24 protein-coding genes are annotated in these 26,843 nt (G+C 71.2%); 10 read left to right on the plus strand and 14 right to left on the minus strand.

Going from position 1 to position 26,843, the window contains the following annotated elements; translation table 11 throughout:
* Positions 1–54 precede the first annotated feature (54 nt).
* Positions 55–1,539, plus strand: a complete 1,485-nt coding sequence (locus M1P99_RS07890; RefSeq protein WP_304451999.1) for an NCS1 family nucleobase:cation symporter-1 — start codon at positions 55–57, stop codon at positions 1,537–1,539.
* A gap of 96 nt (positions 1,540–1,635) precedes the next feature.
* Here the strand turns inward: M1P99_RS07890 and M1P99_RS07895 are convergent, their stop codons facing one another.
* From M1P99_RS07895 to M1P99_RS07910, 4 genes are all read right to left on the minus strand, one after another.
* On the minus strand, positions 1,636–3,444 hold the full coding sequence (locus M1P99_RS07895) for a phosphoenolpyruvate carboxykinase (GTP) (protein ID WP_304455625.1): 1,809 nt from the start codon (positions 3,442–3,444) through the stop codon (positions 1,636–1,638).
* A gap of 387 nt (positions 3,445–3,831) precedes the next feature.
* A complete protein-coding gene (locus M1P99_RS07900; RefSeq protein ID WP_304452000.1) occupies positions 3,832–5,016 on the minus strand; it encodes a DUF1996 domain-containing protein in 1,185 nt (394 codons plus the stop codon).
* Positions 5,017–5,295: 279 nt separating this feature from the next.
* Complete coding sequence (locus tag M1P99_RS07905; protein WP_304452001.1) at positions 5,296–6,006, minus strand: DUF4142 domain-containing protein; 711 nt, start codon at positions 6,004–6,006, stop codon at positions 5,296–5,298.
* A gap of 5 nt (positions 6,007–6,011) precedes the next feature.
* Entirely contained in the window at positions 6,012–6,704 is a 693-nt protein-coding gene (locus tag M1P99_RS07910) for a hypothetical protein (protein WP_304452002.1), read from the minus strand.
* 457 nt (positions 6,705–7,161) lie between these two features.
* Here M1P99_RS07910 and M1P99_RS07915 point away from each other — a divergent pair, with 457 nt between their 5' ends.
* On the plus strand, positions 7,162–7,845 hold the full coding sequence (locus M1P99_RS07915) for a hypothetical protein (protein WP_304452003.1): 684 nt from the start codon (positions 7,162–7,164) through the stop codon (positions 7,843–7,845).
* Entirely contained in the window at positions 7,842–9,296 is a 1,455-nt protein-coding gene (locus M1P99_RS07920) for an NADH-quinone oxidoreductase subunit NuoF family protein (protein ID WP_304452004.1), read from the plus strand. The genes M1P99_RS07915 and M1P99_RS07920 overlap by 4 nt, the downstream gene beginning before the upstream one ends.
* A gap of 106 nt (positions 9,297–9,402) precedes the next feature.
* Here M1P99_RS07920 and M1P99_RS07925 read toward each other — a convergent pair whose 3' ends face one another.
* A complete protein-coding gene (locus tag M1P99_RS07925; RefSeq protein ID WP_304452005.1) occupies positions 9,403–10,311 on the minus strand; it encodes a universal stress protein in 909 nt (302 codons plus the stop codon).
* 217 nt (positions 10,312–10,528) lie between these two features.
* Between M1P99_RS07925 and M1P99_RS07930 the strand changes: the two genes are divergently transcribed.
* On the plus strand, positions 10,529–11,248 hold the full coding sequence (locus M1P99_RS07930; RefSeq protein WP_304452006.1) for a DUF998 domain-containing protein: 720 nt from the start codon (positions 10,529–10,531) through the stop codon (positions 11,246–11,248).
* A 380-nt stretch (positions 11,249–11,628) separates the two neighbouring features.
* On the opposite strand, the gene M1P99_RS07935 is transcribed toward M1P99_RS07930, so the two are convergent.
* Positions 11,629–13,701: an AAA family ATPase gene (locus tag M1P99_RS07935; RefSeq protein WP_304452007.1), complete on the minus strand. Its 2,073-nt coding sequence runs from the start codon at positions 13,699–13,701 to the stop codon at positions 11,629–11,631.
* A gap of 334 nt (positions 13,702–14,035) precedes the next feature.
* Positions 14,036–14,941, minus strand: coding sequence for a type I pantothenate kinase (gene coaA, locus M1P99_RS07940; RefSeq protein ID WP_304455626.1), 906 nt, complete (start codon positions 14,939–14,941; stop codon positions 14,036–14,038).
* A gap of 332 nt (positions 14,942–15,273) precedes the next feature.
* Here coaA and glmS point away from each other — a divergent pair, with 332 nt between their 5' ends.
* On the plus strand, positions 15,274–17,127 hold the full coding sequence (gene glmS / locus M1P99_RS07945; protein ID WP_304452008.1) for a glutamine--fructose-6-phosphate transaminase (isomerizing): 1,854 nt from the start codon (positions 15,274–15,276) through the stop codon (positions 17,125–17,127).
* Between the two features lie 155 nt (positions 17,128–17,282).
* Here glmS and M1P99_RS07950 read toward each other — a convergent pair whose 3' ends face one another.
* Both M1P99_RS07950 and M1P99_RS07955 read right to left on the minus strand, forming a co-directional pair.
* Positions 17,283–17,654: an STAS domain-containing protein gene (locus tag M1P99_RS07950; RefSeq protein WP_304452009.1), complete on the minus strand. Its 372-nt coding sequence runs from the start codon at positions 17,652–17,654 to the stop codon at positions 17,283–17,285.
* 147 nt (positions 17,655–17,801) lie between these two features.
* Complete coding sequence (locus M1P99_RS07955; protein WP_304452010.1) at positions 17,802–18,362, minus strand: ATP-binding protein; 561 nt, start codon at positions 18,360–18,362, stop codon at positions 17,802–17,804.
* Positions 18,363–18,673: 311 nt separating this feature from the next.
* Between M1P99_RS07955 and M1P99_RS07960 the strand changes: the two genes are divergently transcribed.
* Together M1P99_RS07960 and M1P99_RS07965 are read left to right on the plus strand one after the other, a co-directional pair.
* Positions 18,674–19,576 carry a helix-turn-helix transcriptional regulator gene (locus tag M1P99_RS07960; protein WP_304452011.1) on the plus strand — a complete coding sequence of 301 codons (903 nt, stop codon included), beginning with the start codon at positions 18,674–18,676 and terminating at the stop codon, positions 19,574–19,576.
* A gap of 500 nt (positions 19,577–20,076) precedes the next feature.
* Complete coding sequence (locus tag M1P99_RS07965) at positions 20,077–20,313, plus strand: DUF397 domain-containing protein (RefSeq protein WP_304452012.1); 237 nt, start codon at positions 20,077–20,079, stop codon at positions 20,311–20,313.
* A gap of 232 nt (positions 20,314–20,545) precedes the next feature.
* Here M1P99_RS07965 and M1P99_RS07970 read toward each other — a convergent pair whose 3' ends face one another.
* Positions 20,546–21,910: a KamA family radical SAM protein gene (locus M1P99_RS07970; RefSeq protein WP_304452013.1), complete on the minus strand. Its 1,365-nt coding sequence runs from the start codon at positions 21,908–21,910 to the stop codon at positions 20,546–20,548.
* A 417-nt stretch (positions 21,911–22,327) separates the two neighbouring features.
* On the opposite strand from M1P99_RS07970, the gene plsX reads away from it, so the two are divergent.
* On the plus strand, positions 22,328–23,431 hold the full coding sequence (gene plsX / locus M1P99_RS07975) for a phosphate acyltransferase PlsX (protein ID WP_304452014.1): 1,104 nt from the start codon (positions 22,328–22,330) through the stop codon (positions 23,429–23,431).
* Positions 23,432–23,487: 56 nt separating this feature from the next.
* Here the strand turns inward: plsX and M1P99_RS07980 are convergent, their stop codons facing one another.
* Genes M1P99_RS07980 through M1P99_RS07990 form a run of 3 tightly spaced genes read right to left on the minus strand, consistent with a single transcriptional unit; the run spans position 23,488 to position 24,199 of the window.
* Positions 23,488–23,694 carry a hypothetical protein gene (locus tag M1P99_RS07980; RefSeq protein ID WP_304452015.1) on the minus strand — a complete coding sequence of 69 codons (207 nt, stop codon included), beginning with the start codon at positions 23,692–23,694 and terminating at the stop codon, positions 23,488–23,490.
* On the minus strand, positions 23,691–23,927 hold the full coding sequence (locus M1P99_RS07985; protein ID WP_304452016.1) for a hypothetical protein: 237 nt from the start codon (positions 23,925–23,927) through the stop codon (positions 23,691–23,693). The genes M1P99_RS07980 and M1P99_RS07985 overlap by 4 nt, the downstream gene beginning before the upstream one ends.
* On the minus strand, positions 23,924–24,199 hold the full coding sequence (locus M1P99_RS07990; protein WP_304452017.1) for a hypothetical protein: 276 nt from the start codon (positions 24,197–24,199) through the stop codon (positions 23,924–23,926). Before M1P99_RS07990 ends, M1P99_RS07985 begins: the two co-directional genes overlap by 4 nt.
* 387 nt (positions 24,200–24,586) lie before the next feature.
* Here M1P99_RS07990 and M1P99_RS07995 point away from each other — a divergent pair, with 387 nt between their 5' ends.
* Positions 24,587–25,444: a helix-turn-helix transcriptional regulator gene (locus tag M1P99_RS07995; protein WP_304452018.1), complete on the plus strand. Its 858-nt coding sequence runs from the start codon at positions 24,587–24,589 to the stop codon at positions 25,442–25,444.
* A 14-nt stretch (positions 25,445–25,458) separates the two neighbouring features.
* Positions 25,459–25,647: a DUF397 domain-containing protein gene (locus tag M1P99_RS08000; RefSeq protein WP_179825644.1), complete on the plus strand. Its 189-nt coding sequence runs from the start codon at positions 25,459–25,461 to the stop codon at positions 25,645–25,647.
* A gap of 123 nt (positions 25,648–25,770) precedes the next feature.
* Here M1P99_RS08000 and M1P99_RS08005 read toward each other — a convergent pair whose 3' ends face one another.
* The gene (locus M1P99_RS08005; RefSeq protein ID WP_304452019.1) at positions 25,771–26,745 is read right to left on the minus strand and encodes a mechanosensitive ion channel family protein; all 975 of its coding nucleotides are present in this window, start codon (positions 26,743–26,745) and stop codon (positions 25,771–25,773) included.
* Between the last annotated feature and the right edge of the window lie 98 nt (positions 26,746–26,843).

Genomic DNA, 26,843 nt, shown 5'->3' on the forward strand with positions numbered 1-26,843 from the left:
GCGCGGACACCCGTCCCCGCGCCACCGGCCCCTACCCTCCACTGGAGCACGACCATGAAACCCGACACCACCACCGCGCGGGAGCCACTGCCCGCCGAGTCCCTCGACGTCCACGACCCGGACCCGGGCCTGTACAACGATGACCTCGCTCCCCTGCCCGTGTCGAAGCGGGGGTGGGGCGCCTTCGAGATCTTCAACGTCTGGTCCAACGACATCCAGAGCCTGTTCGGCTACACGCTGGCCGCCACGCTGTTCATCTCCTACGGGCTGAACGGGTGGTCGGTGTTCGCGGCGATCGTGCTCTCCGGGCTGATCGTCATGGTGCTGGTCAACCTCGTCGGCCGACCGAGCGTGCGGTACGGCATCCCGTTCGCGGTGATGGCCCGCGCGAGTCTGGGCGTGCACGGTTCCCAGTTCCCCACCCTGGTCCGGGGCGTGGTGGCGATCTTCTGGTTCGGGGCGCAGACCTACCTGGCCTCGACCGCGATCGCGCTGCTGATCACCGCCCTGTTCGGCCCCGGGCCGGAGACCACGTTCCTGGGCATGTCCCTGGTCGGGTGGGTGTCGTACACCATCGTCGCGGCGTTCCAGGTCGCGCTGTTCATCCGCGGCATCGCCTGGATCGGCAACTTCCTCAACTGGGCCGGACCGGCCGTGTACATCGTCATGATCGTGCTGCTGGCGGTCATCTGGGCCCAGGCCGGCAACGGCCTGTTCTCCGAGATCGGCCAGGTGTTCGCCGGCGGCGGCGACTACGAGGGCGGCCCCGTGGCGGCGTTCTCGGCGATCGTCGGCACGATGGTGGCCTACTTCGCGGCCGTGGTCATCAACTACGGCGACTTCTCACGGTTCGTGCGCACCGAGAAGGCGATGCGCCGGGGCAACCTCCTGGGGCTCCCGGTGAGCCTGGCGCTGTTCTCGTTCCTGGCGCTGTTCATCACCGCCGGGACCGCGGTGCTGCATGGTGAGGCGCTGACCAACCCGGCCGACATCGTGGAGCGGGTGGACAACATCTGGCTCACCGTGGTCGCCTCGCTGACCTTCTTCGTGGCCACGGTCGGCATCAACGTGGTGGCCAACTTCGTCCCGCCCGCCTACGGCCTGGCCAACCTGGCGCCGTCGAAGATCAGTGCGCGCACCGGGGGACTGATCACCGCCGCGGTGGCGTTCGTCATCGGCGGCCTGTGGGTCGGCTTCATCGAACAGATCGGGATCGCGGCCTTCGTCGACACCCTGGGCGCGGTCCTGGCCCCGCTCTACGGGATCATCGTCGCCGACTACTACCTGATCCGGCGTCGTCGCATGGTGGTCAGCGACCTCTACTCGACCTCGCCGACCGGCGCCTACCACTACACCCGCGGCTGGAACATGCGCGCCCTGTCGGCGTTCGTGCTGGCCTCGGTGTTCTCCGTGGCGACCGTGTGGGTGCCCGCGCTCTCCGGCCTGTCCGGCTACGCCTGGCTCCTGGGTGCCCTGGTCGGAGCGGCCGCCCACGTGGTGTTCGCCCGCCTGGGCTCCCGCACCCCGGCCGCCGCCTGAGCGGTTCCGTACACACGCGTCGGGGGCGCGGGCACATGTGCCCGCGCCCCTTCGGCCGGTCCGTTGCACGGAAAGGGGGGACCGGCCAGGGATGTCCTACTGGCCGAGACGGTCCAGCAGGGCGTGGTACTCGTCCCAGAGCTCACTGGGCAGCTGGTCGCCGAAGGTCTTGAAGAACTCCGGGACCAGGGCGGCCTCCTGCTTCCAGATGTCGCGGTCGACCTCCAGGAGGAACTCCAGCTCCCGGGTGGACAGGTCCAGGCCCTCGGTGTCGATCGCGTCGGCGGCCGGGACGTTGCCGATCGGGGTGGGGACCGCGTCGGCCCGCCCCTCCAGGCGCTCCACGATCCACTTGATGACGCGGCTGTTCTCACCGAAGCCGGGCCACACGAAGCGGCCGTCGGCGTCCTTCTTGAACCAGTTGACGTAGAAGATCTTCGGCAGCTTGGCCTGGTCGGCCTGCTGGCCGATCCGCACCCAGTGGGCGAAGTAGTCGCCCATGTTGTAGCCGCAGAAGGGCAGCATGGCGAACGGGTCGCGGCGCAGCTCGCCGACGGTGCCCTCGGCGGCGGCGGTCTTCTCGGAGGAGACGTTGGCACCCAGGTAGACGCCGTGCTGCCAGCTCAGGGATTCGGTGACCAGCGGGACGGCGGTGGCGCGGCGCCCGCCGAAGAGGATGGCCGAGATGGGCACGCCCGCCGGGTCCTCCCACTCGTCGGCGATGGTGGGCGCCTGGCCGGCCGGGGTGGTGAACCGCGAGTTCGGGTGGGCGGCGGGCTCCGGGGAGTCCGGCGTCCAGGAGCGGCCCTTCCAGTCGGTCAGGTGCGCGGGGGGCTCCTCGGTGAGACCCTCCCACCACACGTCGCCGTCGTCGGTCAGGGCGACGTTGGTGAAGATGCTGTTGCCCCACAGCGTCTCGATGGCGTTGGCGTTGGTCTTGGCGCCGGTGCCGGGCGCGACGCCGAAGAAGCCGGCCTCGGGGTTGATCGCGCGCAGCTGGCCCTCGGAGTCGAAGCGCATCCACGCGATGTCGTCGCCGACCGTCTCGACCTTCCACCCGGGGATGGTCGGCTGGAGCATGGCCAGGTTGGTCTTGCCGCAGGCGCTCGGGAAGGCCGCCGCGACGTAGTGCGAGGCGCCCTCGGGCGAGGTGACCTTGAGGATCAGCATGTGCTCGGCGAGCCAGCCCTCGTCGCGGGCCATCACCGAGGCGATGCGCAGCGCGTAGCACTTCTTGCCGAGGAGCGCGTTGCCGCCGTAGCCGGAGCCGTAGGACCAGATCTCGCGCGTCTCGGGGAAGTGCGAGATGTACTTGGTGGAGTTGCACGGCCAGGGCACGTCCTGCTGGCCGGGCTCCAGCGGGGCGCCCACGGAGTGGACGGCGCGGACGAACTCGCCGCGCTCCTCGATCAGGCGCAGCGCGGGCGCGCCCATGCGGGCCATGATGCGCATGGACACGGCGACGTAGGCGGAGTCGGTGATCTCGACACCGAGCTGGGAGATGTCGCCCCCGAGCGGTCCCATGCAGAACGGGACGACGTACATGGTGCGGCCGCGCATCGCGCCCTTGAAGACCTCGCCGAAGGTGGCGCGCATCTCGTCGGGGGCGATCCAGTTGTTGGTCGGGCCCGCGTCCACCTCCCGCTCGGAGCAGATGTAGGTGCGGTCCTCGACACGGGCGACATCGCTCGGGTCGGACGTGCAGTAGAAGCTGTTGGGCCGTTTCTCCGGGTTGAGCCGGGTGAAGGTGCCCTGCGCGACCAGCTGGTCGGTCAGGCGCGTCCACTCCTCGTCCGAGCCGTCGCACCACACGACCTCGTCGGGCTGTGTGAGCTCCGCGACCTCGCGAACCCAGGAGATCAGTTCCTCATGGCTGGTCGGCGCTACGCCCACATCGATACCCACGTCAGTCACAGCCGCTCCTCTTACGAAAGTCGAGATCTCTCGCATCATGAACGACGACGACCAGCGGTGACCAATTGGTATAGGCCAATGGTCTATATCAATGCCGCACAGACCCCGGATTCCCCTGCACAGCAAGGGAATCCACCGATCCGGGACCGTGCCGGATCCGACATCCTCCGCACGGACCGACGCACTGCTCATCACGGGTTTCCCCTGCACCACGGCCAGGTGCCCCACCAGCACCAACGGCCGGTGCTGTTCGTCACACGACAGACACCGACCGCCGGAGGCCATGACTAGACCTTTCCGTCGGGCCCCGCCACCGCGTCCACGCGTTCACGCAGGTACGGGTGGACGGACCGGGGCCCGGCCGGAAGGGAGGGCCGGTCAGCAGTCCCGACCGCTGTTCACGCAGTCGACCACCTCGTTCATCAGTTCACGCGGCATGACGTTGATGTGGTCGGAGTGGTCGGTGATCGGGGCGTGCCGCTCCTCGGGGAACCCGTCGACGGCGAAGGCCGGGCCGTCGGGCACGTCGTAGACCAGGGTCTGGCGCAGTCGCGGCACGGCCGTGAAGCCCTGCGGACAGCGGCCGTCCTCCTCGGCGAAGACGATGTGCGAACGGTTGTCCTCGCTCTCGATGTTGCGCCCGTCCCAGCAGTTCGGGAAGTCGAAGACGCGCACGACCTCGCTGCCCTCGGGGCAGAGCGGGTAGCGGTCGGGGAACGCCCGGTCCTCGAATCCCGTGCAGGTCCACTGGGCGTTCGCGTTGGCGCCCTCCTGCGTGCCCGCCTTGGCGTTGCCGGTGATGATCTGGAGGAACTCCGGCATCGCGGTCACCGGCCCCTGGCCGTGTCCGAGGAACTCGATGGTCGCCGACGACGCGGTCAGGATCCGGCCGACGTTGCCGTCCAGGCCGCCGCCCGGCTGGTCGGCGTCCCCTCCCTCGGCGGTGAGGTCGCGCAGCACCGGCCAGTAGTGCATGGACCGGTCCCCGTCCGCGCAGGTGGTGTCCCCCTTGGCGAGGATCCGGTTGTTGGTGCCGACGTCGTCGGTGAACCGGCCGACGTCCTGGTTGCCCACGTAGTCGTGGGTGTGCTGGGCGCCGTTGGGCACACCGGGGGCCACGATGATGTTCTCGGAGTTGAACAGGCCGTTCTCGTTGGTACCGCAGTCGATCGTGAAGCTGCCGGTGGAGGCGTCGCGGCCGGGTGCGGGCCCGTCCTCGCGCGGCGGGGCCTGCCCGATGTCGGCGAAGTCCTCGGGCCGGGGGCCGCCGGGCGGGTTTCCACCGTCGCCCGGGTCCCCGTCGCCGCCCGGATCGCCGGGTCCGCCGGGGTCACCGGGCTTGCCGTGGCCACCGGTATCGGGTCGGCGGTCGGCGCCCTCGCCACCGCCGGACGGGTACCAGTGGCCGAAGCCCACCAGCTGTCCCTCGTCGGAGGGGCCGGCGTCGGCGAGGACCACCGACGCCCCCGCCGCGGCCAGCAGCAGTGCGGCCGCGGCCCCGACCATGACACGTGCGCGGCCGTTCTCCCGGAACCGGCCCGGAGGCCGTGGTCGTTCGTCCATCTGTCTCGTGCTCCTCGGTTGTTCGGACGGGCGGCAGCGGTCGCGCCGCCCGTCGGCGGGGTGGAACGCGCGGTGCCCCGGACGGGGCGTGCGCGGAGGAGGGGACCGGGCCCGCCGGGGCCTGGTCTCCCGAGGGTCTCGGCCGCCCGCGGGAGGGGGCGGCGGAGGCGTGCGGGGGGCGGGGCACCGGAGGGGGCCGGGTACGTCGGGGGACGGGGACGCCGGGCTCCCCTCCGGTGCCCCTGTGGGGGGTGGGGGTGTGGTCCGGGCCGACCGGGCTCAGTTCTGCGGGCGCCGCTCCGGCGGGCGGGGCTCGGGCAGGTCCTCGTACTCGACCAGGCCGGTGCTCTCCAGCAGTGTGATGTGCCTGAGCACCATGAGCATGCCGTGCTGGCAGAAGGACCTGACCAGCTCGTTCCGGGTGCCGGCCCGGACCTCGGCCAGGACCGCGATGACCTCGCCGTGCGCGAAGCGCAGCCGGTTGGCGAAGACCCGGTCGAACTCCGCCCCGGACAGCCCGGACAGCTCGTCCATCCAGCGCTGCTGGTCGGGGTTGGGCGTGCTCGGCAGCCGCACGTCGAGCTGGGCGGCGACGCCGCGCAGCTGCTCGTCCATGAGGATGTGGTCCTCGGCCAGGGTCGCGCCGACCTCGCGGACCCGGTCCAGCTGCGCCCGGTCCTGGGCCTGCTGGCCGACCGGGATCTCCCACAGCCCGGCCTGGCGCACCTTGATCAGCGCGTCCACGTCGGCCGGCCCGAGGGGACCGAACTCGGTGCTCACCCAGTCGTTCCAGAACACGCCCGACACGCTCGTGGAGCCGTTGGGCGCGATCATGAAGACGGTCAGCGCGGCCACGACCAGGAAGCCGGCGACGCCGACCAGTTCGACCGAGCGGGGTGAGCGCCGGCGCAGCCGTCGGACGGCGGTACCGGACCCGGTGTCGGTGCGGTCGGCCCCCTCGTCCTGGCGGGGGGTGCTCCGGAGAACCATCGCGATCAGCTCCCGGACGGAGCGGGGGCGCCCGGGGTCGTCACGCGTGCGGCCGGCGTCGACCGGTCGTCGCCGCCGTACGCGCCACCGTCGCCGTAGCCGCCGCCGGAGCCGTCGGAACCGCCGGCGCCGGCCTGCCCGGGCTCGCCGGCGCCCTCCTGGGCGGCGGTGATCATCTGCCCGGCGGGACTGACGACGTACCAGGCCCCGCCCACGCCCTGACCGTTGACGTCACCGGGGGCGGCGTCTCCGGCGTAGGTGTACAGGGGCCATTCGGCGTAGGTCAGCTGCGGCGCGCCGTCGTCGCGCTCGATGGTGCCGACGAGGTCAGCGGTGGCCGCGCCCTGCGCGCCGACGGGGGCGTCCGCGGCCTCGGCGCGCAGGGGCGGCCAGGTCTCGGCACACCCGTCGAAGCACGTGGACGTGCCGGGGCCGTCGTCGGTGAAGAGGTAGAGGACGTTGCCGTCACCGTCGGTGAGGACGTCGCCGAAGCGGTCGTCCGCGACCGAGCCCAGGGCGGCGCCGCCCTCCCCGGCCGCCTCCTCCCCTGGACCTGCGGATGCCCCGTCGTCGGCTGGAGGTTCCTCGGGGTCGGCGACGCCGGCGGGGTCGGGGGTCGGGTCGTCGGTGGAACAACCGGTGACCAGGAGGAACGTGGCCAGGCCGAGCGCCGCGGCGCTCTTCGCCTCAGTGTTCACAGACCTCTCCCATCAGTGATGTTGCCGCTGGAATTTATCCGAACGTGATCGCTCGGAGATTGGCCAGTATGGACCTTTCGGTGGATTCACTGATGCCGAGAACTGGAACTCGGAACCGGACGGCACCGCTGAACTGGGGATTCGATCCAGAAAAAAATCCCACCGAGGCCTTGACACCACAGCCCGTCCACAGGATTCGCCCCGAACACCTGACGAGGGCGCCCGAACGGTGCTATCTTCGGCCGCTACGATCCCCAGTCGTAAACCTCCTACCAATTTCGCAGCGCCGCGCGGAACCGTACCGCCCGGCGTTTGACGAGGGGTGGACAGCATGTTCGGAAAACGCCGGGGACCCGGCCGGAACTCCCTCACCCGCAACGCCCGGAGGCGCCCGGCCGGCAACCGCGCACCGCGCCGCACACACTCGTGGATGTGGATATCACTGCTGGTGGGAGCAGTGGCAGCGAATACCCTCCTGGCCCTGACCGTGCCGGGGAGCCGCACCGTGATGCGCGCCGCCCAGGACGCACTGTGGACCTATTCCGGCGTGCTCGCGCTGGTCGGCCTCACCGTGACAACAGTTCTTGGCATTATCGCCACTGACCGCGTCTTCACCACTCCGCGCCAGCGCATAATCCACCAATCGTCCCACCGGTCCGTCGCTCTGATTTCCGTCGGATTCCTCTTTTCCCACGTCGCGCTCCAGATCTCCTTCACCCGCTTGAACGTCGGTAACGCATTGCTTCCGTTCGGTGCCGACGCGGCCGTGGTGTGTGGAATCCTCGCCAGCGACCTGCTTCTGGTCATCGTCGTCACCGGTGTGCTGCGGGGCCGGTTCGCCGGCGCCGCCCACGCGTGGACCTGGCGCGCCACACACCTGGCCGCCTACCTGTGCTGGCCGCTGGCCCTCGTGCACGGTCTGACCGCCGGACGCGCTGCGCCCGTGTGGGTCGTCGTCGCCTACATGCTGTGCCTGGTGGCCGTGTGCGCCGCCCTGGTGCTGCGCCTGGTGGTGACCTCGCGTCCCGAGTTCGTCGACCAGGAGGCCCCGCGCGCCGACTCCGAGCTGCTCTCCCCGCACGGCTCCACCGACGACGAACTGGAGTTCTGGTCGTCCATGCGCCCGGGAGGACGCCCATGACCACCGTCACCATCGGCCGGCCCCGCCTGACCGCGGGGCTGGACGCACACGAACGCGTCGACCACGACACCCACGTGCGCCTGCACGGCGGCCTGCCGCGGCTGGCCGCCGACGACCTCATCGCACTCGCCGGGCTCGGCGGCCTGCGCGGCCGCGGCGGCGCCGGGTTCCCCTTCGCCCGCAAGCTCCGCGCCGTGCAGCGCTCGGCGCACCACCGCCAGACCCCCGCCCGGGTGGTGGTCAACGCCGCCGAGGGCGAACCCGGTAGCGCCAAGGACGCGATGCTGGTGGAACGCGTGCCCCACCTGGTGCTCGACGGCGCCGAACTGGCGGCCCGCGCCCTCGGGGCGCGCGAGGTGGTGGTGGGGATCGCCGACCGGGCCGGCCGCGGCACCGACGACCCACTCCAGGAGTCGCTGCGCGCGGCGGTGGCCGAGCGCCGGTCCACCATCGGCTTCCGGGTGGTGCGGATGCCCCACCGGTTCGTGTCCGGACAGGCCGGCGCGCTCGTACAGGGCATCAACGGCAGGGCGCCGGTGCCGCCCGGCAACCCTCGGCGCACGAGCGAGAGCGGGGTCGCGGGCCTGCCGACGCTGCTGTCCAACGCCGAGACCTACGCCCACGTGGCACTGCTGGCCCTGGGCGGGGCCGACCAGTACGCGGCGGTGGGCACGGCCGACCAACCCGGGACGGTCCTGCTCACGGTCGGCGGATCCACGGTCGTGGAGGCACCCGCCGGTACCCCGCTGACGCGGGTCCTGCACGTGTGCGGGGTCTCCCCGGGCCAGGCGGTGCTCGTCGGCGGCTACCACGGCGCCTGGCTGGCTCCCGACGTCGTGGCCCGCGCGCACCTGTCGCGCCGGGAGATGGCCGACGTCGGGGGGACCCTGGGCGCGGGCATCGTCCTGCCGCTGTCCCGGACGACCTGCCCGCTGGGCGAGGTCGCCCGCGTCCTGCGCTATCTGGCCGACGAGAGCGCCGGCCAGTGCGGTCCGTGCCTGCGCGGCCTGCCCGCCCTCGCCGAGTCGTTCACCGCTCTGATCGGCGGCGAGGGCGCCCCGGAGGCCGTGCTCACCGCCGCGGGGGTCGGTGAGGGCAAGGGCGCGTGCGCGCACCCGGACGGCAGCGCGGTCTTCGCGCGCAGCGCGCTGGCGGTGTTCGCCGAGGACATGTCCACCCACGCCCTCACCGGGGGGTGCGGGCGCCCGGTCGTGGGCGAGCTGCCGCTGACCGACGAACCGGACCACCGGCACGCCCGGCTGCTGCTGGACTGGTCGCGCTGCGACGGGCACGGGCTGTGCGCGGAACTCCTGCCGGAGCTGGTCCGGCTGGACCGCAACGGCTACCCGGAGGAGCCGGACGTCCCGGTGCCCGAGCCGCTGGCCGGCGACGCCGAGCTGGCCGTGCGGATGTGCCCGGCCCTGGCCCTGCGCGTGCGCCAACCCTCGTAGCGGGAGAGCTCCCGCCCCGGTCGGGGCCCGCCGCCCTTGGACTGGTCCCCGACTCGCACGCGGCACCCGCCCGGCGGAGCCCGACGAAGCGGACCGTCCGCCGGGGTCAGCGCACGATGGCGACCGGGCCCCTGGCTCCGTGCAGGACGGAGTGGCTGACCGAGCCCAGCAGCAGGCCGCGGAAGCCGCCGCGCCCCCGGGAGCCCACGACGATGAGGTCGGCGGGCGTGGCCTCCTCCAACAGGGCGACCACCGGGTGCGCGCGCACCACCCGGGTGCTCACGGTCACCCCGGGGTGGCGCAGCCGCGGCTCGGCGATCTCCTCCTCCAGCGACTGGCGCGCGGCCTCGGCGGCGGTGGCGTCGTCGAAGAGCTCGGGCGGGATGGGGCCGGTCGCCGCGGCGAAGGCCACCAGCGGCTGCCAGGCGCTCACCGCCACGAGTTCGGTCCGCGCGAACTCCGCGTGGCGGAACGCGACGTCGACCGCCCGCCGGCTGGGCTCGGATCCGTCGGTCCCCACGATCACCCGTCCCCGCACCCCGTGGGCCGAGGCGTGCTCGCGGGGCAGCACGACCACCGGCACCGGGGCGCGGGCGGCCAGTTCGATGCCCACCGAACCCACGAACGCGGCGACGATCCCGCCCAGTCCGCGCGAGCCGACCACCACCGCCGCGCACCCCTCGGCGGAGGCCTCGGCCAGCAGGGCGTCGACCGGCCGCGCGTAGGACAACCGGGTCTGGACCTCCAGTTCGGGGAACAGACGGGCGACCCAGTCGCCGGCGTAGTCGAGCAGGAGGGACGCACCGCTGGTGTCGGTGTCGTCCGGGGGCACGGGTTCGGCGTCGCCGAGCCCGGTGAACGCGCCCACGCCCGCCAGCGGCCCCGCCGCCGTCACGATGCGGACTCCGAGGCCGCGTTGCGCGGCCTGGTTGGCCGCCCACTCCAACGCGTGGCGACTGGACTCGGTGCCGTCCACCCCCACGACCACCCACCGTGTCGTGGTTGCGCCGTCCATCGCGTGCGCCTTTCTTGTCGGTCGTCGCCCCCGGTTTCCCCGGGACGTCCTGATCGGTGTCTCCCGATCATCACCCGAGAACACGCACCCGCGCATAACGGTGCCGATGCGAGTCGGGTGAAGTAGTGTCCCAGCACGGTCGTCGACGTGGCGCGAGGGGTAGACCGATCCCGTTCGGCCCGTCGTCGCCCAACGTCGCGGGAACAGGGAGCGCGCCATGCCCCACACCATTTCGGACCATGTGCACTGGGACCAGCGGGACGGTCGTGTCGCGGCCGTGGCCGCCTCGATCGTCTTCAGTTTCTGGGTCGTGGAGGTCGTCCTGCCGGGTGTCGGGGCGGCGCAGGGCGTCCTGGCCGATCCCGACTCGTCCTTCGGCCGGTTCCTGGACGACGCGCACCGCATCGCGTCGATCCTGGTCGTGCTCGCCGCCGCCCTGGGCCTGTCCCTGGGCGCGCGCTGGTCGCGCCGGTGGCTGACGGTGTCGTGGGCCTCGATGGCGGTGTTCGGCGCCGCCTCGCTCACCGCGTCCGTGCTGCCCGGCCCGTGCGCGGTGTCCACCGACGTCGCGTGCGCCGCGGAGTCCCTGGTCGAGGGGCTCGCCGGAGCCACCGTGGCCCAGGCGGCGGTGTCCGTGGTCGCCATGCTCGCGGGCCTGCTGGGCGTGGTGTCCCTGGCGGTGAGCCTGCGGCTCCACGGGATCCGGTCGTGGCTGCCGGTGGCCGTCGTCGCCGCGCTCCAGGCCGTGGCTGTCACGGCCGTGCTGGTCCTGGCGGGCCGCGTGCTGGCCACTGACGGCTCCGGAGCCCCGGGGGTCACGCTCGGGCTCCTGGAACGCGCCCACCTGGTGACGGTCGCACTGTGGCTGCTCTGCGCCGGCGTCCTCCCCGGCCCGTGGAAGCGGACCCCCCGCAGCAGCCTCTCCGCGTCCGGCTAGCGGACTGTCCGGCTTCCCCCGGCGGGCATGACGGGCCCAGCCTGGGTGTGCCACTCCTGGGCGGAGTCCGGCCTGGTCGCCGGGGTGTCCGAAGGTCAGGGTGGAAGCGTCCCTGCCCCACACCTTCGGAAGTTGGACCATGAACACCAGGCTGTTCGACCAGAGCCTCTTGGAGACCATCACCGCCGAGCCGGGGCGTCCGCTGCTGTTCGTCAACGCCACCGTGCGCACGCTCGACCCGGTGATCGGCGACCTGGACGGCGCCGACCTGCTCCTGGGAACGAGGGAGATCGTCGGAGTGGGCCCCGGCCTGCGCGGGGCTGACCATCGTGCCGGGCGTCGTGGAGAACGGCACCGTCGCCGGGCTGGCCACACACGCCCTAGCCGAGGGCGGCGGGCAGCGGGCGGGCGTGGACCACGTGCAGGGTGCTCACCGCGCGGGTGAGCACCACGTAGAGGCGGTTGGTTCCGCGCTCCTCCGCCTCCACGATGGCCGCGGGCTCGGCGACCACCACCGCGTCGAACTCCAGACCCTTGGCCAGGCTCGCCGGGACCGCGACCAGGCGGGCGGCGTCCAGACCGGTGTCGCCCTCCCCCAGCAGCGGTGTCGGCAGCCCCTCCTCCGCCAGGGCCTCCCTCAGCGCGGCGAGCTGGTCGTCGGCGGCGATCAGCCCGACCGAGCCCTCCCCCTCCAACGCGCCGCGGCACGCCTCGGCGACGCCCGCCGCCAGGCCGTCCCGCGCGTGGCTGACCCGCAGGGCCCCCGGCGCGCGGCGCACCGCCACCGGGGCGCCCAGCCCGGGGGCGATCTCGGGCAGCAGCCGCGCGGCGAAGTCGATGATCTGCGCCGGGACCCGGTAGCCCCGGTCCAGGACGCGCAGATGGCCGGTCGGCTTGTCCAGGTGCTCCAGCAGCGTCGACCAGTTCGCGGCGGCCGCCGGGCTCGTGCCCTGGGCGATGTCGCCGAGCACGGTCAGCGACCCCGAGGCGCAGCGCCGTCCCACGGCGCGCGCCTGCATCGGGCTCAGGTCCTGTGCCTCGTCCACCACGACGTGCCCGAGGCCCACGGGGCGCTCGATCATCGCGGCGGCCTCGTCGATGAGCACCAGGTCCTCCAGCGACCACCGGGCCGACTTCGGCCCGCGCGGGCGCCCCGGCAGCAGCACGGCGGCCTGTTCCTCGGCGGTGAGCAGGCCGTCGGCCGCGCGGGCGAGGCGTTCGGGGTCGGTGAGCAGCCCCAGCACCATCTTGTGCGGGTCGACCTTGGGCCACAGGGCCGTGACCGCCGAGCGCACCGCCGGGTCCCGGCGCACCTGCTGGTGGGTGCGGTCGTCGCAGACCTCCCCGGCGCCCTCCATGAGCGACAGGACCGCGTGGGCGATCCGGTGCGACAGCAGGTCCCGCCCGGATCCGTAGGCGACGCCGCGGGTGGCGAGCTCGTCCAGCAGCGGGCGCAGGTCCTCCGGGTACAGGCGCCAGCGGCGCGAGCCCCGGCGCACCATGACGGTCTCCTCCGGGGAGCGCAGGTGCGCCCACAGGTCGCGCCGCAGCACCTCGGCCATCCGCGCCTGCCCCTTGACCCGCGCCGCGGCGGGCTCCTCCACCCGGCGTACGGGCAGTCCCGTGCCCACCAGCTCCTCGACGGTGGTCTGGGCGACGTCGACCTCGCCCAGGGCCGGCAGGACGTCGCGGATGTAGGACAGGAACGACCGGTTGGGGCCGATGATCGCCACTCCGGACCGGGACAGCCGCTCGCGCTCGGTGTACAGCAGGAAGGCGATGCGGTGCAGGCCCACGGCGGTCTTACCGGTCCCCGGCGCGCCCTGCACGCACAGGGTGGTCTCCAGCGGGGCGCGGACCAGGTCGTCCTGTTCGGGCTGGATGGTGGCGACGATGTCGCGCATGGGGCCCGTGCGCGGACGCTCGATCTCCGTGGCGAGCAGGTCGCCCCCGGCGTCCGCCGCCGGCGTGTCACCGACCAGGTCCTCGTCCTCGAAGGCCGTCAGGAGGGCCCCGCCGCCGAAGCCGTACCGCCGGCGCACGCGCACGCCCATCCGGTCGCCGGGCGAGGCCCGGTAGTAGGCGACGCACACCGGCGCCCGCCAGTCGAGCACCATGGGCCGCCCGTCGGGGTCGTGCACGTGGCGCCGCCCGATGTGCACGCGGTCGGCGTCGCCGTCCTCGTGCAGGAAGACCGTGCCGGGGTCGAAGTCCAGGCGGCCGAAGAACAGGGGCGCGCCGGGCACGTCGGCCAGCGCGGCGATCCGCCGCTCCCGGCCCTTGCGCAGCGCGGCGTTGGTGACCTTGTCGTTGACGACGTCGCCGAGCATCAGTTCGGTGCCCTCGACGTTCTCGCGCATCCGCCGCAGCGCGGCGCGGGCGGCGTCGAGGTGGTCGCGTTCGGCCTGGAGCTCAGGGCTCACGGGCGTCGCGGAGGGATCGGTCGTGGTCATGGCGGGACCTCGGAGGGTGCGGCGGGACAGTGACGCGGCGGCGCGCGTGCGCGGGTCCCGCCCCGGTCGCCACGAGGGCCCGGTTCGTTCCGATCCATGGGCACCCCAAGGGGTGCGCCGCCAAAAGAGCCATCAGCCTAGCGCCGCCCCGCCCCAGGGGCCAAACCGGGCTCGCGGGCCCCGGCCACAGGGGGTTCGCGAGGGGCGCGCCAGTGTTCTGCAGGCCGAGGGCGTAGCTGAAGCGAGGAACGAGCGCCAGCACGAACGAGGCCGAAGAACACTGGCTCTCCAGCGCCCCGAGCACGGGCCAAAGCGAAGCGGAGGCCCAAAGGAGCTACGTCTTGCGCAACCGCACCCGGCGCACCCGGTGGTCGTCGCCCTTGTACAGGACCAGCGTGGCCCGCCCCCGCGTCGGGCGGATGTTCTCGACCAGGTTGATCTCGTTGATCGTCCGCCACGTGTTGGCCGCGAACTCCAGCGCCTCCTCCTCGCTGATGGAGGTGGCCATGTGGTGGAAGTACGAGCGGGGGTCGGAGAACGCCGTCCGCCGCAGCTCCCGGAAGCGGTCCAGGTACCACCCGCGGATGTTCTCGACCTTGGCGTCGACGTAGATCGAGTAGTCGAAGAAGTCCGCCACGGAGAGCCGGCCGGCCGTGGCCGGCTGGAGCACGTTGATGCCCTCGACGATGAGGATGTCCGGGCGCAGCACCGTCTGCTTCTCCCGCGGCACCACGTCGTAGCTCAGGTGCGAGTAGACGGGGATGTCGATGCGCTCCGCCCCGGCCTTCATCTCCGACACGAACCGCACCAGCGCGCGGCGGTCGTAGCTCTCCGGGAAGCCCTTCCTCCGCATCAGCCCGCGCGACTGCAGCACCGCGTTCGGGTAGAGGAAGTTGTCGGTGCTGACCAGCTCCACGTTCGGATGGTTGGGCCACTGCGCCAGCAGGGACCTCAGCAGCCGGGCCGTGGTGGACTTGCCGACCGCGACGCTTCCGGCCACACCGATGATGAACGGCGAAGGGCGGTCCGCCTCCCCCAGGAACGCGCGCACGGCGGCGTGCCGCTGCTGCGTGGCGCCCACGTAGAGGTTGAGCAGGCGAGACAGCGGCAGGTAGATGTCGCGCACGTCGTCCAGGGACGTGGGGTCCGTGGTACCCCGCAGGACGGCGAGATCCTCTTCGGTCAGGGACAGGGGTGTGGAGGCCCGGAGGGCCGCCCAGGCCTCCCGGTCCAGCTCCACGTACGGCGATGACAGGCCGTTCTTCGTCGTCTGGGACACGAGTGACCACCCTAGACGAGGGCCCCCACCGCGCTTCGCACCCGGTCGCCCCCAGCCCGGACCTGGGCGTACAACGTGGGCGAAACCACACGTTCACCCGCGCGTTCCCGAAGGTTTTTCGGCCGGCGGCGGACGTGCCGAAATCCGCTCCACTCGGCACCCCCATCGGCCCCCCACCTGCGTGGTCTACCACCCATACACCAAATGGTCTATACCGCTACCTGCGAAAACAACCAGTGGTATGGGTGAGTGGTTGGTCGAAACAGCGCCCCTTTTCGCCTACGCTGGCGGCCATGTGCGGAATCGTTGGCTACGTCGGGCCGCAACCGGCGCTAGAGGTCGTCGTGAACGGCCTCGCAAGGTTGGAGTACCGCGGATACGACTCCGCGGGTGTGGCCGTCATCGGTGACGGCGTCCTGCGGAGCGAGAAGCGGGCGGGCAAGCTCGCCAACCTGCGCAGCGCTCTGGAAGCCGCCCCCATCAGTGGTGACGGCGCCGGGATCGGGCATACGCGGTGGGCCACCCACGGCGCCCCGAACGATGTCAACGCCCACCCCCATGTCGACAACGACAACCGGGTCGCGGTGGTCCACAACGGCATCATCGAGAACTTCGCCTCCCTGCGCCTGGAGCTGGAGGAGAGGGGCTGCAAGTTCCTCTCGGAGACCGACACCGAGGTCGCCTCCCACCTGCTCTCCACCGAGCTGGCCGACCGCGGCGACGGCGACCTGGCGGGCGCCATGCGCAGCGTGTGCCGCCGCCTGGAGGGCGCCTTCACCCTCGTGGCCGCCTCCGTGCACGACCCCGGGCTGGTCGTCGCGGCCCGCCGCAACTCCCCGCTCGTCGTCGGCCGCGGCGAGGGCGAGAACTTCCTGGCCAGTGACGTCGCCGCGTTCATCGCGCACACCCGCGAGGCCGTCGAGCTGGGCCAGGACCAGGTCGTGGAGCTGCGCGCCGACTCCGTCGCCGTCACCGACTACGACGGCAACCCGGTGGACGTGCGCGAGTACCACGTGGACTGGGACGCCTCCGCCGCCGAGAAGGGCGGCTACGAGTACTTCATGCTCAAGGAGATCGTCGAGCAGCCCCAGGCGGTCGCCGACACCCTCCTGGGCCGTGTCTCGGTCGACGGGCAGCTCACGCTCGACGAGATGCGCCTGACCCCCCAGGAACTGCGCTCGGTCGAGAAGATCGTCATCATCGCCTGCGGCACCTCCTACCACGCGGGCCTGATCGCCAAGTACGCGATCGAGCACTGGTGCCGCATCCCGTGCGAGGTGGAGGTCGCCAGCGAGTTCCGCTACCGCGACCCCATCCTGGACCAGCAGACCCTGGTCATCGCCATCTCCCAGTCCGGCGAGAGCATGGACACCCTGATGGCGGTCCGCTACGCCCGCGAGCAGCGCGCCCGCGTGCTGGCGATCTGCAACGTCAACGGGTCCACGATCCCGCGCGAGTCCGACGGCGTGCTCTACACCCACGCCGGGCCCGAGGTCGGCGTGGCCGCCACCAAGACCTTCCTCACCCAGCTGGCGGCCTGCTACCTCATCGGCCTCTACCTGGCGCAGGTGCGCGGGCTGAAGTTCGGCGACGAGATCAACACGGTCATCGCCCAGCTGGCCACCATGCCCGAGCAGGTGGAGCGGGTCCTGGACACGGTGCAGCCGGTCCGCGAGCTGGCCCGGTCCCTGGCCGACGTCGACACGGTGCTGTTCCTGGGCCGCCACGTCGGCTATCCGGTGGCGATGGAGGGCGCGCTCAAGCTCAAGGAGCTCGCCTACATGCACGCCGAGGCGTTCGCGGCCGGCGAGCTCAAGCACGGGCCGATCGCGCTGATCGAGGACGGCCTCCCGGTCGTCGTCGTGGTGCCCTCGCCCAAGGGGCGCAGCGTGCTGCACGACAAGATCGTGTCGAACATCCAGGAGGTGCGCGCCCGCGGCGCCCGCACCATCGTCATCGCCGAGGAGGGCGACGAGTCGGTGCGCCCGTACTCGGACGTGCTCATCGAGATCCCGGCCGTGCCGACCCTGCTCCAGCCGATCGTGTCGACGATCCCGATGCAGGTGTTCGCGTGCGAGCTGGCGCTGGCCAAGGGCAACGACGTGGACCAGCCGCGCAACCTCGCCAAGAGCGTCACGGTGGAGTAGCGGGAAGTCCGGCACCGGGGTGTGTCCGGTAGGGGTCGCGACCTCTGCGGACGCACCCCGTTGTCGTCCGCGGGTCTGCGCGCGGTGCGCGGGACCGCCCCGGGCCTTCCGGGCGAACGCACGGGGGCCGGGCCGACGATCGCCGCCGGAACGCCTCAGCGGCGTCGGGGCGCGGGGACCATCGAGCGGTGCGCGGCCAGTGCCGTGTCGACGTCGGGGTGGGTGGGCAGGACCGCGTGCAGCGCCAGGACGTCCAGGATGCGCGTGAGCTGCGCGGGCGGGTTGGCCAGCGCCAGGTGGTGGTGGGCGCGTACGGCGGCGCGCATGGCGCCCACGAGGGCGTTGACGCCTGAGGCGTCGATGAACTCCACCTCGGACAGGTCGACGACGACGCAGCCCTCGGAGGCCGCCGTCACCAGGTCGGCGAACACCTGGTCGGCGGTAGCGATGTCGATCTCACCGCTCAGCTCGACGACGGTCGTGCCGTCACACACGAACCGGCCCTGTCCCGTGTCCAGTACGGCCACGCCTCACTCCCGGGCTCGGATGGAAGGGTTGTCTGTCCTGATCGGCCGAAAGCCGATTTGTATAGCCAGACTACTCGCTCCGGGCGACGATCCGCTGCCGTCCACATCCCGGCGCGATGCCCCTCGCGCGCCCCTCGCCCCGACCCTCTAGCGCCTGGTCTCCTCGGCGCCGCAGATGGCCCAGACGACCTTGCCGAAGCCCGGAACCGGGTTCCAGCCCCAGTCACGGCTGAACGCCGAGACCAGCCCCAGGCCCCTGCCGGACTCGGCGAAGTGGTGGGCGTCCACCCGCATCGGCGCGCGCGGGCTGGAGTCGGCGACCACGCACGCCACCGCCGACCGGTCGCGCAGCAGCCGCACCTGGACCAGGACGCGCACACGTGCCGGGTCCGCACCCGCGGGGACGGCGTGCCGACAGGCGTTGCCCACCAGCTCGGAGGCGACCAGGCGCAGGTCCTCGGCGACTCCCGTCAGGCCCCATTCGGCCACGGTCTCGGCCACGAATCGCCGGGCCGCGCTCACCGAGTCCGCCGTGGAGGGGAAGGCCTGTGCGGCGCCCTCGGGGGTGCGTACGCGCTCGCCCACCCGAAGCCGGCCCAGGGCGTTCTCCCACCAGCCGCCGGGGGAGTCGTCGGCGACCTCCGCGAGACGAGCGGGGGGACGGGATGCCTCGGTGTCCAGCTCCGACGGCACCAGCTCTGCGTTCATCACGGTCCTCACCATGTGACGTCGGGTCGTGCGTACCGGCCAGGGGCGCCGGTTGTGGCTTACATCGGTAAGACACAGATGCACGTGCAGTTCAACGTCCGGCCACACTATAGGACGATCAGCACTTATTGGTAGATGTCATTGCAAGAATTCACACAGGAACACCGCACGCGACACATGGATCGCGCGTCACGGACCGCCCGAACGAGGACTTCAGCGACCCCCTGTCCCAAACCAGACCTGCTCGGTATACTGAGCGGTCGCTCGCGCCAAAGCCGCTACAGGGAGGCGAAGTGGTCGCCGATCATGCAATGAACCTGCAGGTCAGTGAGGATTTCCTGGCTAATTCCAGTGGCGGTCCCACTGTGCTGCGCATTCTCCTCGGAACCCAGCTCAGGAGGCTGCGGAAGGAGAAGGGTATTTCCCGGCACGACGCCGGGTACGCCATCCGTGCCTCGCACGCCAAGATCAGCCGGATGGAACTCGGCCAGGTCAGCTTCAAGCGCCGCGACGTCGACGACCTGCTCAAGCTCTACGGAGTCGACGACGCCGACCAGCGCGAGGCGCTCCTCGGGCTCATCTCCAGCGCCAACGCGCAGGGCTGGTGGCACAAGTACGGCGACGTCCTGCCCCAGTGGTTCGGCGTCTACGTCGGGTTGGAGGAGGCCGCCTCGGTCATCCGTACGTTCGAGGTCCAGTTCGTGCCCGGCCTGCTCCAGACCCGCGAGTACGCGCGGTCCGTGGTGCGCCTGTCCCGTACCGCGAGGTCCGACGAGGACGTCGACAGTCGTGTGCAGATGCGCATGCGCCGCCAGGCGCGCTTCGCCGAACCGGAGGCGCCGGCGGACGCCCCGCGCCTGTGGGCCGTCATCGACGAGGCCGTCCTGCACCGCCCCTACGGAGGACCCGGGGTGATGCGGGAGCAGATCGAGTACCTGATCCGGATCGCCCGCCGCCCCAACGTCACCATCCAGATCGCGACGTTCGCCATGGGCGGCCACCCGGCCGCGGGCGGCCCGTTCAGCATCCTGCGCTTCCCCACGCCGCAACTGCCCGACGTGGTCTACCTGGAGCAGCTGAACAGCGCCCTGTACTTCGACAAGTTCGACGACACCCACCGGTACGCGCAGACGATGGACCACCTGGCCACGCAGGCCCCGCCTCCGACCAGGACCGAGGAGATCCTGAGCGGGTTCCTGGAGCGCTACTCCTAGGACCCACGACGCCGTTCGCGTCCGGGCGCCCCTCCGCCCGACCTCCCTCTCCCCTTCCCTGCTTTCCTCCCCCCTCCCGTCCGGCTTCTTCTCCCGCCGCTCCCGAGCGTTCACGGACCTCGCAGGCCCACCCCCAGTGTCGTCACCCTCCGTCGCACCACAGGAGCACTGCGCAGCGATCGTGACCGGCTTCGGCCACGACACGGCAACGATCCCCGTTCACTGAACCGTCACTCAACCGCGCGCGTTAGCCATGACATGCGGTTTCGTCCGCCGATGACTACGGGTTCATCCAGATGTACTTACGGCTGCAATCACGGATGCACGTGCATGGGCTACTCTGTGGACCCGCACCGGGACAAACCGGACGGAGCGATCGGCCACCCCTGGCCGGGCCCCGTCCTCCCACCCCCCGGTGGTCGGACACGTCTGGTGCGGCGGACTGGACCGCCGCGCGTGAACCCCCGCTCACGCGTCCGCCCGGAGTTCAGGAGGTTGAGATGCAGCCGATCTACAACGGCGTCCCCGCCGGTCAACTGCCCAAGGTCGTATGGACCAAGAGCAGCTGGAGCAATCCGGACGGGAACTGCGTTGAGGTCGCCACCCTGCCGGACGGCGACATCGCCGTCCGCAATTCGCGAGACCCGCACGGCCCCGCCCTCGTCTACACGCCCAGCGAGATCGAGGCCTTCGTCCGCGGCGCCAAGACCGGCGAGTTCGACCAACTGCTGGGCTGACGACGGGCCCGGGCCCCGACGCCCCTTCCCACGACGAAGACCAGCCCGGATACGCGCCCGCTCCGGGGGTCCGCGCGGTCTCCCCCGGCCGCGCACGGCCCTTCCGTCCACGGAGCAGGCGCGCGAGAGGAGCCCGGCACCCCGAGGGGTGCCGGGCTCCTTGTCGGTCCCATCACCGGGCCGGCTCGGTCGGCTGTGGCGGACCACGGCCGACCGGGCCGCGCCGGAGGCGCTAGAGGCGCGTGGGGTCCACCAGACCGCCCGCGGACGCGACCGGCGCGTTCTCCCACGGGAAGTGGGTGGCGCCGAGAGCGGGCTTGAGGTCGAACAGCCAGGCGGCCTTCTCGTCGTACTTGGCGAAGAAGGGGCGGCCTACGAGTTCGGGGTCGCGCGCCTGGATGAAGTGCAGGACGAAGACCTTCTCGCCCGCCACCTCGGTCACGCCGTCGACGCACACCTTGCCCGGCGTCGCCGACATCGACGGCCCCCGCACGGTACGGGCCAGGCCCGACACGTTCTGGTAGGCGTCGCGGAAGATCTCGTAGGCCTCCGCGAGCGGTACCGCGAAGTAGTCCTGCGGGCCCGTGTCGCGCTCGACGAACATGTAGTACGGGACCATCCCGTGGCGCAGGTGCGTGCGCCACATGGACTCCCAGATCGCCGGGTCGTCGTTGATCGTGCGGATCAGCGGCGCCTGGGTCCGGATGACCGCCCCGGTCGAGCGGATGCGGCGCACCGCCTCCTGGACCAGCTCCGGCTTCATCTCGTTCGGGTGCGAGAAGTGCGCCATGAAGGCCAGGTTCTTGCCCGAGGCGACGACCTTCTCGAACAGCCGCAGCGTGTCGTCGGCGTCCGGGTCGGTCACGAAGCGCTGCGGCCAGTAGGCCAGCGCCTTCGTCCCGATCCGGATGGCCTCCAGGTGCTCGATCTCCAGCAGCGGCTCGATGTAGCGGGAGATGACCCCCTCACCCATGATCATCGGGTCGCCACCGGTGAACAGGACACTGGTGACCTCGGGGTGCGAGCGGACGTACTCGACCAGCTGGTCGATGTCGCTGGAGGCGAACTTCAGGTCCGCGTCACCGACGAACTGGGCCCAGCGGAAGCAGTACGTGCAGTACGCGTGGCAGGTCTGCCCCTGTTTGGGGAAGAAGAGCACGGTCTCCTTGTACTTGTGCTGGACGCCGGGGACGGGCTCCTCGTTGCCGACCTTCGGCACGTTGAGGTCCATCTGGCCCGCGGGGTGCGGGTTCAGGGTGGCGCGGATGTGGTTCGCGGCCTCGTTGAGCTCCTTGCGCGAGGCACCAGAGCGCAGCAGATCGGCGATCCTGGCCACGTCACCCGACGGCAGCATGTCGGCCTGCGGGAAGACCAGCCGGTAGATCGGATCGTCCGGAGCGGCATCCCAGTCGATCAGCTCGTCGACGACGTAGCTGTTGACCCGGAACGGCAGCACCTGGGCCACCGCCTGGACCGCGAGCCGCTCGTCAGCGGCGAGACCGGCTCGCGCCGTGAGCTCGTCAAGGTGCTTCGTCGTGTAGGCACGAAACCGACGTCCGGCGGACGGGGACAGTGCCGCGTCTGGCGTAACGCTCACGCCTCTCCTCTCCTGCATGTGGGGTGGGCCACCCGATACCGGGCAGCCCTGATCCGGCGGTTCCGACGCACAGAGGACGCCGACGAACCACCGGAAACCGTCATTGGTGTTGTCATTCGTGTTCGGAGCGTTTCGCAAGACCGAACCAGCGAGCGGGTATACCCCGACAAGGGGCTTTGTACCCAGTCTGTCCAAAATACAGCCCTGACCTGGACATACAGGAAGTATCCTCGCATGAACAGACGAACCCGCCGGACAACGGCACCTCACGGGCGACCCGATACCGTGTGGTCACACCACCGGCCGAGCCCCTGACAGGGCACGCTTCGCGGCGCCGCCGGACACCGTAGGACCTGCGCCGACGGGGAACACCACGTCCTGCGTGCGCCCATCGACCACCCGTGAAGGACACACCTGTTGAGTGGCACATCCGACGCGGAGACGTCCGAGGTCCCGCGCACGTCCCCGCCGATCATCGCCGTGGACGCGATGGGCGGGGACCACGCGCCCGGGGAGGCCGTGCGGGGTGCGGTGATCGCCGCACGCGAGCACGGGCTCCGGGTCGTACTCGTGGGTCGGCGCACCGAGATCCACGCCCAGCTGACCGAACTGGACGCCGTGCGCGACATCCCGGTCGTGCACGCCGAGGACAACCTCGCGATGCACGAGGGAGCGCTGGCCAGTTGGCGGCGGCCCCGGTCGAGCGCGGCCGTCTCGTGCAGGCTCATCCGGCGCGGGGACGCCGACGCCCTGGTCTCGGCCGGGTCCACCGGCGGCATCGTGGCGACCTCCACCGTGCGGCTGCGGACCCAGCCCGGCGTGCTGCGGCCGGCGCTGGCGGTGACACTTCCCACCGGCGAGACACCGACCATCATGGTCGACGCCGGGGCCAACGCCGACGCCAAGCCGGAGATGCTCGTGCAGTTCGCCCACCTGGGCTGTGCCTACGCTCAGACGGCGTTCGGCGTGCGCAGACCGCGGGTGGGACTGCTCACCATCGGGTCGGAGCCGGGCAAGGGCAACCGTCTGGTCCGGCGGGCCACCGAACTGCTGACCGCCACGGCGGAGGGCGCGCACTCCATCGACTTCCGGGGCAACATCGAAGGACACGACCTGCTCGCCGGGAAGGTGGACGTGGTGGTGACCGACGGCCACACCGGCAACGTGGCGCTCAAGTCCGTGGAGGGCACGGCGGCCTTCGCGATGGAGGCCGTGCGCCAGGCCCTGACCTCGACCAGGCTCGCCAAGGCGGGCGCCTTCCTCCAGCGCGGCGCGCTCAAGGAGCTGCGCGAGCGGTTGGACAGCGAGACCTACGGAGGCGCCGCTCTGCTGGGGCTGAACGGGACCGTGGTCATCGCGCACGGCGACAGCCGCGCCAAGGGCATCGCCCGCGCCTGCCAGCTCGCGCACGACCTGGCGGGCGGGCGGATCGGCGACCAGATCCGGCGGCGGGTGCACACCCGGCCGCCGAACTGGCTGCACCGGCTGGCCCAGTCCGAGGAGCGCCGCCCCTCCGACTGAGCTGAACCCCGGACCGGGCCGGGCCGTCCGCAGCCGGACGGACTACGTCGGAGCGGTCATGGCGCCTCCCCGTGCCGCCGGGTGAGCAGACGCCACATCTGACGGTGGTCGACGGCGGTGAGGACTTCGTGCGGGTCTCCGGGGCCGGTCCAGCCGATGGGGCGGTGGGCGACGATCAGCGTGCGGCCGTCGTCGGTGTCCTCGGTGGTGAGGATCCACCGGCCCGCGATCAACGAGTCCAGGGCCCGGTCGAGCGCGCTCACCGGTTCGCCGGGCCGTGTGCCAGGGGCGAGGACCACACGAGGGGTACCGGGTGGGGGTCGGGGCGGCTCCCCCGGGCCACGCGCGTCACAGGGCCTCTGGTGGCTCCCCAGACGGGTTCTCCCTCCAGGGTCGGGCCCAGGTAGCGCACCCGGGTGCCGTGCGACCCGGCCCAGGCCGACAGCGCGCGCAGGCTCGGCAGCTCGCGGATGTCGCAGACCGTGCGGGGCGTCATCCCCGGCCTCCCGGCACCGCGCTCAGCGTCGGGCGCTCCCCCGGCGCGGGCCGGTAGCAGAGCGGGAGGTCGTGGAGGGCGTGGTCGAGCCGTTCGACGGCCTCGGTCAGGTCGCCGCTGCTCCGGGCGTGGTCGACGGCCGCACGCACGGCCGCCGTACGCCGACGCTCCAGCCTCGCGCGCAGCTCGGCACCGTTCCCGGTCGCGGCGGGAGGAAGGGCGAGAGCGTCCGAGAGCGCGTCGAGGAGCATCTCCGTGCGGATGTCGATCATGCCCACGCCCCCATCCGGAGCAGGGTCGAGACGAGCGCGCCGAGCACGTCGACGGGAGTTCGGGGCCACGGGATCGGCGGGGGCGCGTAGGCCCGCACCCGGGAGGCCCGACAGGTTCGGCCGGTGCGTATGAGACGCGCGTGGTCATGGGTCAGGTAGCGCACAGGGCGCCTCCTCAGCATGGAGGCCGGATGGGAGGTCCGGCGGGAGCCTTCAGGTGATTCCATAGTGACTCTCTGCATATAGATTTGCAATACCCATTTTAAGAAGGGTGTAAGAATCCTTCGCGTGATCACCGTCTAGTGATGGGTAGTGCGTAGAATGTCGGCTTCTCAACGCCCGGCCGTAGGATCAGGCACGCAGAAGCGTGATCTGAGGAGGTCCCACGTGGCCAGCCCGACCTTGCGGCGACGCCGCCTGTCCAGGCTGCTCCGCGAGCAGCGCGAGGAGCTTGGCTGGACCGCCAGCAAGGTCGCCAAGGAGGCAAAAGCCCGTTCCGGCAAGCCGCGAGGCTGGTCCGCCAGCAAACTGACCCGTCTGGAAGGCGGCGACTGGAAGCGCGTCAACAGTGACGACGTTCTCACTCTGCTCGACGTCTACGGTGTCACCGATCCGTCCGACCGAGAGGCGTACGTCGCTCTGGCCCGGGAGGCCAACCAGCGGGGCTGGTGGGCGAGTTTCGGCGACGCACTCGGGTCTGGACAGTTCGTCGGCTTGGAGTCCGAAGCATCCTCCATCCGGACCTACGAGTCGATGTGCATTCCAGGGCTTCTCCAAACGCCGGAGTATGCTCGCGCGATCATCAGTGGCAACGGCCTGGTCGCCGACGAAAACGAGCTGACGACCCGCGTGGACGCCCGGATGTTCAGGAAGAATGTCTTCACAAAGACAAAGCCGGTGACGTTCTGGGCGGTGCTCGACGAAGCGGCGCTCCTGCGGATCACTCCGGCCCTGAGCGATCAGTTGGAGCACCTCTTGCACATGGGCTCCCAGTCGAACATCGGTATCCAGGTGCTCCCCATAGATCGGGGTCCACACGCTGCGATGACGGGGCAGTTCGTCATCATGGAGTTTCCGCTGCCGGATCCGCCCGTCGTCTACCTTGAGGTCATGTCCGAGGAGCTCTACTTGGAGAAGCCCGAGGAGATCACTCGGTACCAGCACGTATACGACTACGTGCAGGCGGAGGCCCTGTCGGTCTCTGACTCGCGACAACTCATCCGCGACCGACTCGCATCACTATGAAGTAAGGCGCTCCGATGCCTGAGACATCCCACCCCAAGTTCCGCAAGTCCTCTTACAGCGGTGCTACCACTCAGAACTGTGTCGAGGTCGCCGACCTCACCAACGCAGCAGCCGTCCGTGACTCCCAGAACCCTCAACTGGGACACCTGGAGGTTTCGGCCGGGGAGTGGTCTGCACTCCTGCGCGCGGCGACGCGCGACTAGGCGAAAACGACAGCGGCCCCCTGCGAGTGCAGGGGGCCGCTGTCGTGCTTTACCTGAAAGCATCCCGAGAACACCCTACCGACCGCCCTCGCGACCGACCAGGCTCTACCGAAGCGGGGCCCGTCAGGCGGCGCTGCCGTCGCCGGAACGCATCCACACGGTGCGCTGGGGGAACGGGATCTCGATGCCCGAGGAGTCCAGCGCGGCCTTGACGCGGCGGCGCAGCTCACGGGTCACGCCCCACTGCTCCAGGGGAACGGTCTTGGCGGCCAGACGCACGACGACGCCGTCCGCGTCCAGGGACTGCACGCCCCAGACGGACGGGTCCTCCAGGAGGAGCTTCCCGAACTCCGGGTCCTCGCGCATCTCCCGGCCGGTCCGCTCCAGGACGTCGTAGACCTTCTCCAGGTTGGACTCGTAGGCCACGGACACGTCGAGGACGGCGCGGGCCCAGTCCTGGCTGTCGTTGCGCACCCGCTGGATCTCGCCGTTGCGGATGTACCACAGGCCGCCGTTGATGTCGCGGACCTGGGTGATCCTCAGGCCCACGCTCTCGACCTCGCCGACCGCCTCGCCGAGGTCGACGACGTCGCCGACACCGAACTGGTCCTCGGCCATGATGAGCAGGCCGGACAGGTAGTCGGCGACGAGGCTCTGGGCGCCGAAGCCGATCGCCAGGCCGACCACGCCCGCGCTGGCCAGCAGCGGGCCGAGGGCGATGCCGATCTCGCCGAGCACCATCGCCAGGGCCGTCGCCACGATGACGATGGTCGCGAAGCTGCTGAGCACCGAGCCGAGCGTCTTGGCGCGCTGCTGGCGCCGCTCGTCGGCCCGCGACGGGTCGCGCTGGAGGACGGCGGGGCCCCGCGCGAAGCGGCGCTGCCCGTCGCGGCCCTCGCCGGAACGCAGGACGCGCTCCACGAGTCGGGAGATCCCGCGGCTGGCCACGGCGCGGATGATCAGCGCGCCGACGACGATCAGGAGGATCCGCAGGGGGACACCGATCAGGAGATCGAGGTTGCCCTGCAACCACGTTGGCAGGGCGGCCACTTGACTGACGGCTGCGCTGGTCACTACGTCGGGCTCGGCGGGTGCCATGGAAGATGCTCCACTGTGTTGGACGGACATACGCGACGATCGACGTAGAACGTACTTGCGTCACTCCACGCAGGTCAAAGCCTGTGAGGACGATCCCC

This window comes from Nocardiopsis sp. YSL2 (assembly GCF_030555055.1).
Classification (GTDB): Bacteria; Actinomycetota; Actinomycetes; order Streptosporangiales; family Streptosporangiaceae; genus Nocardiopsis.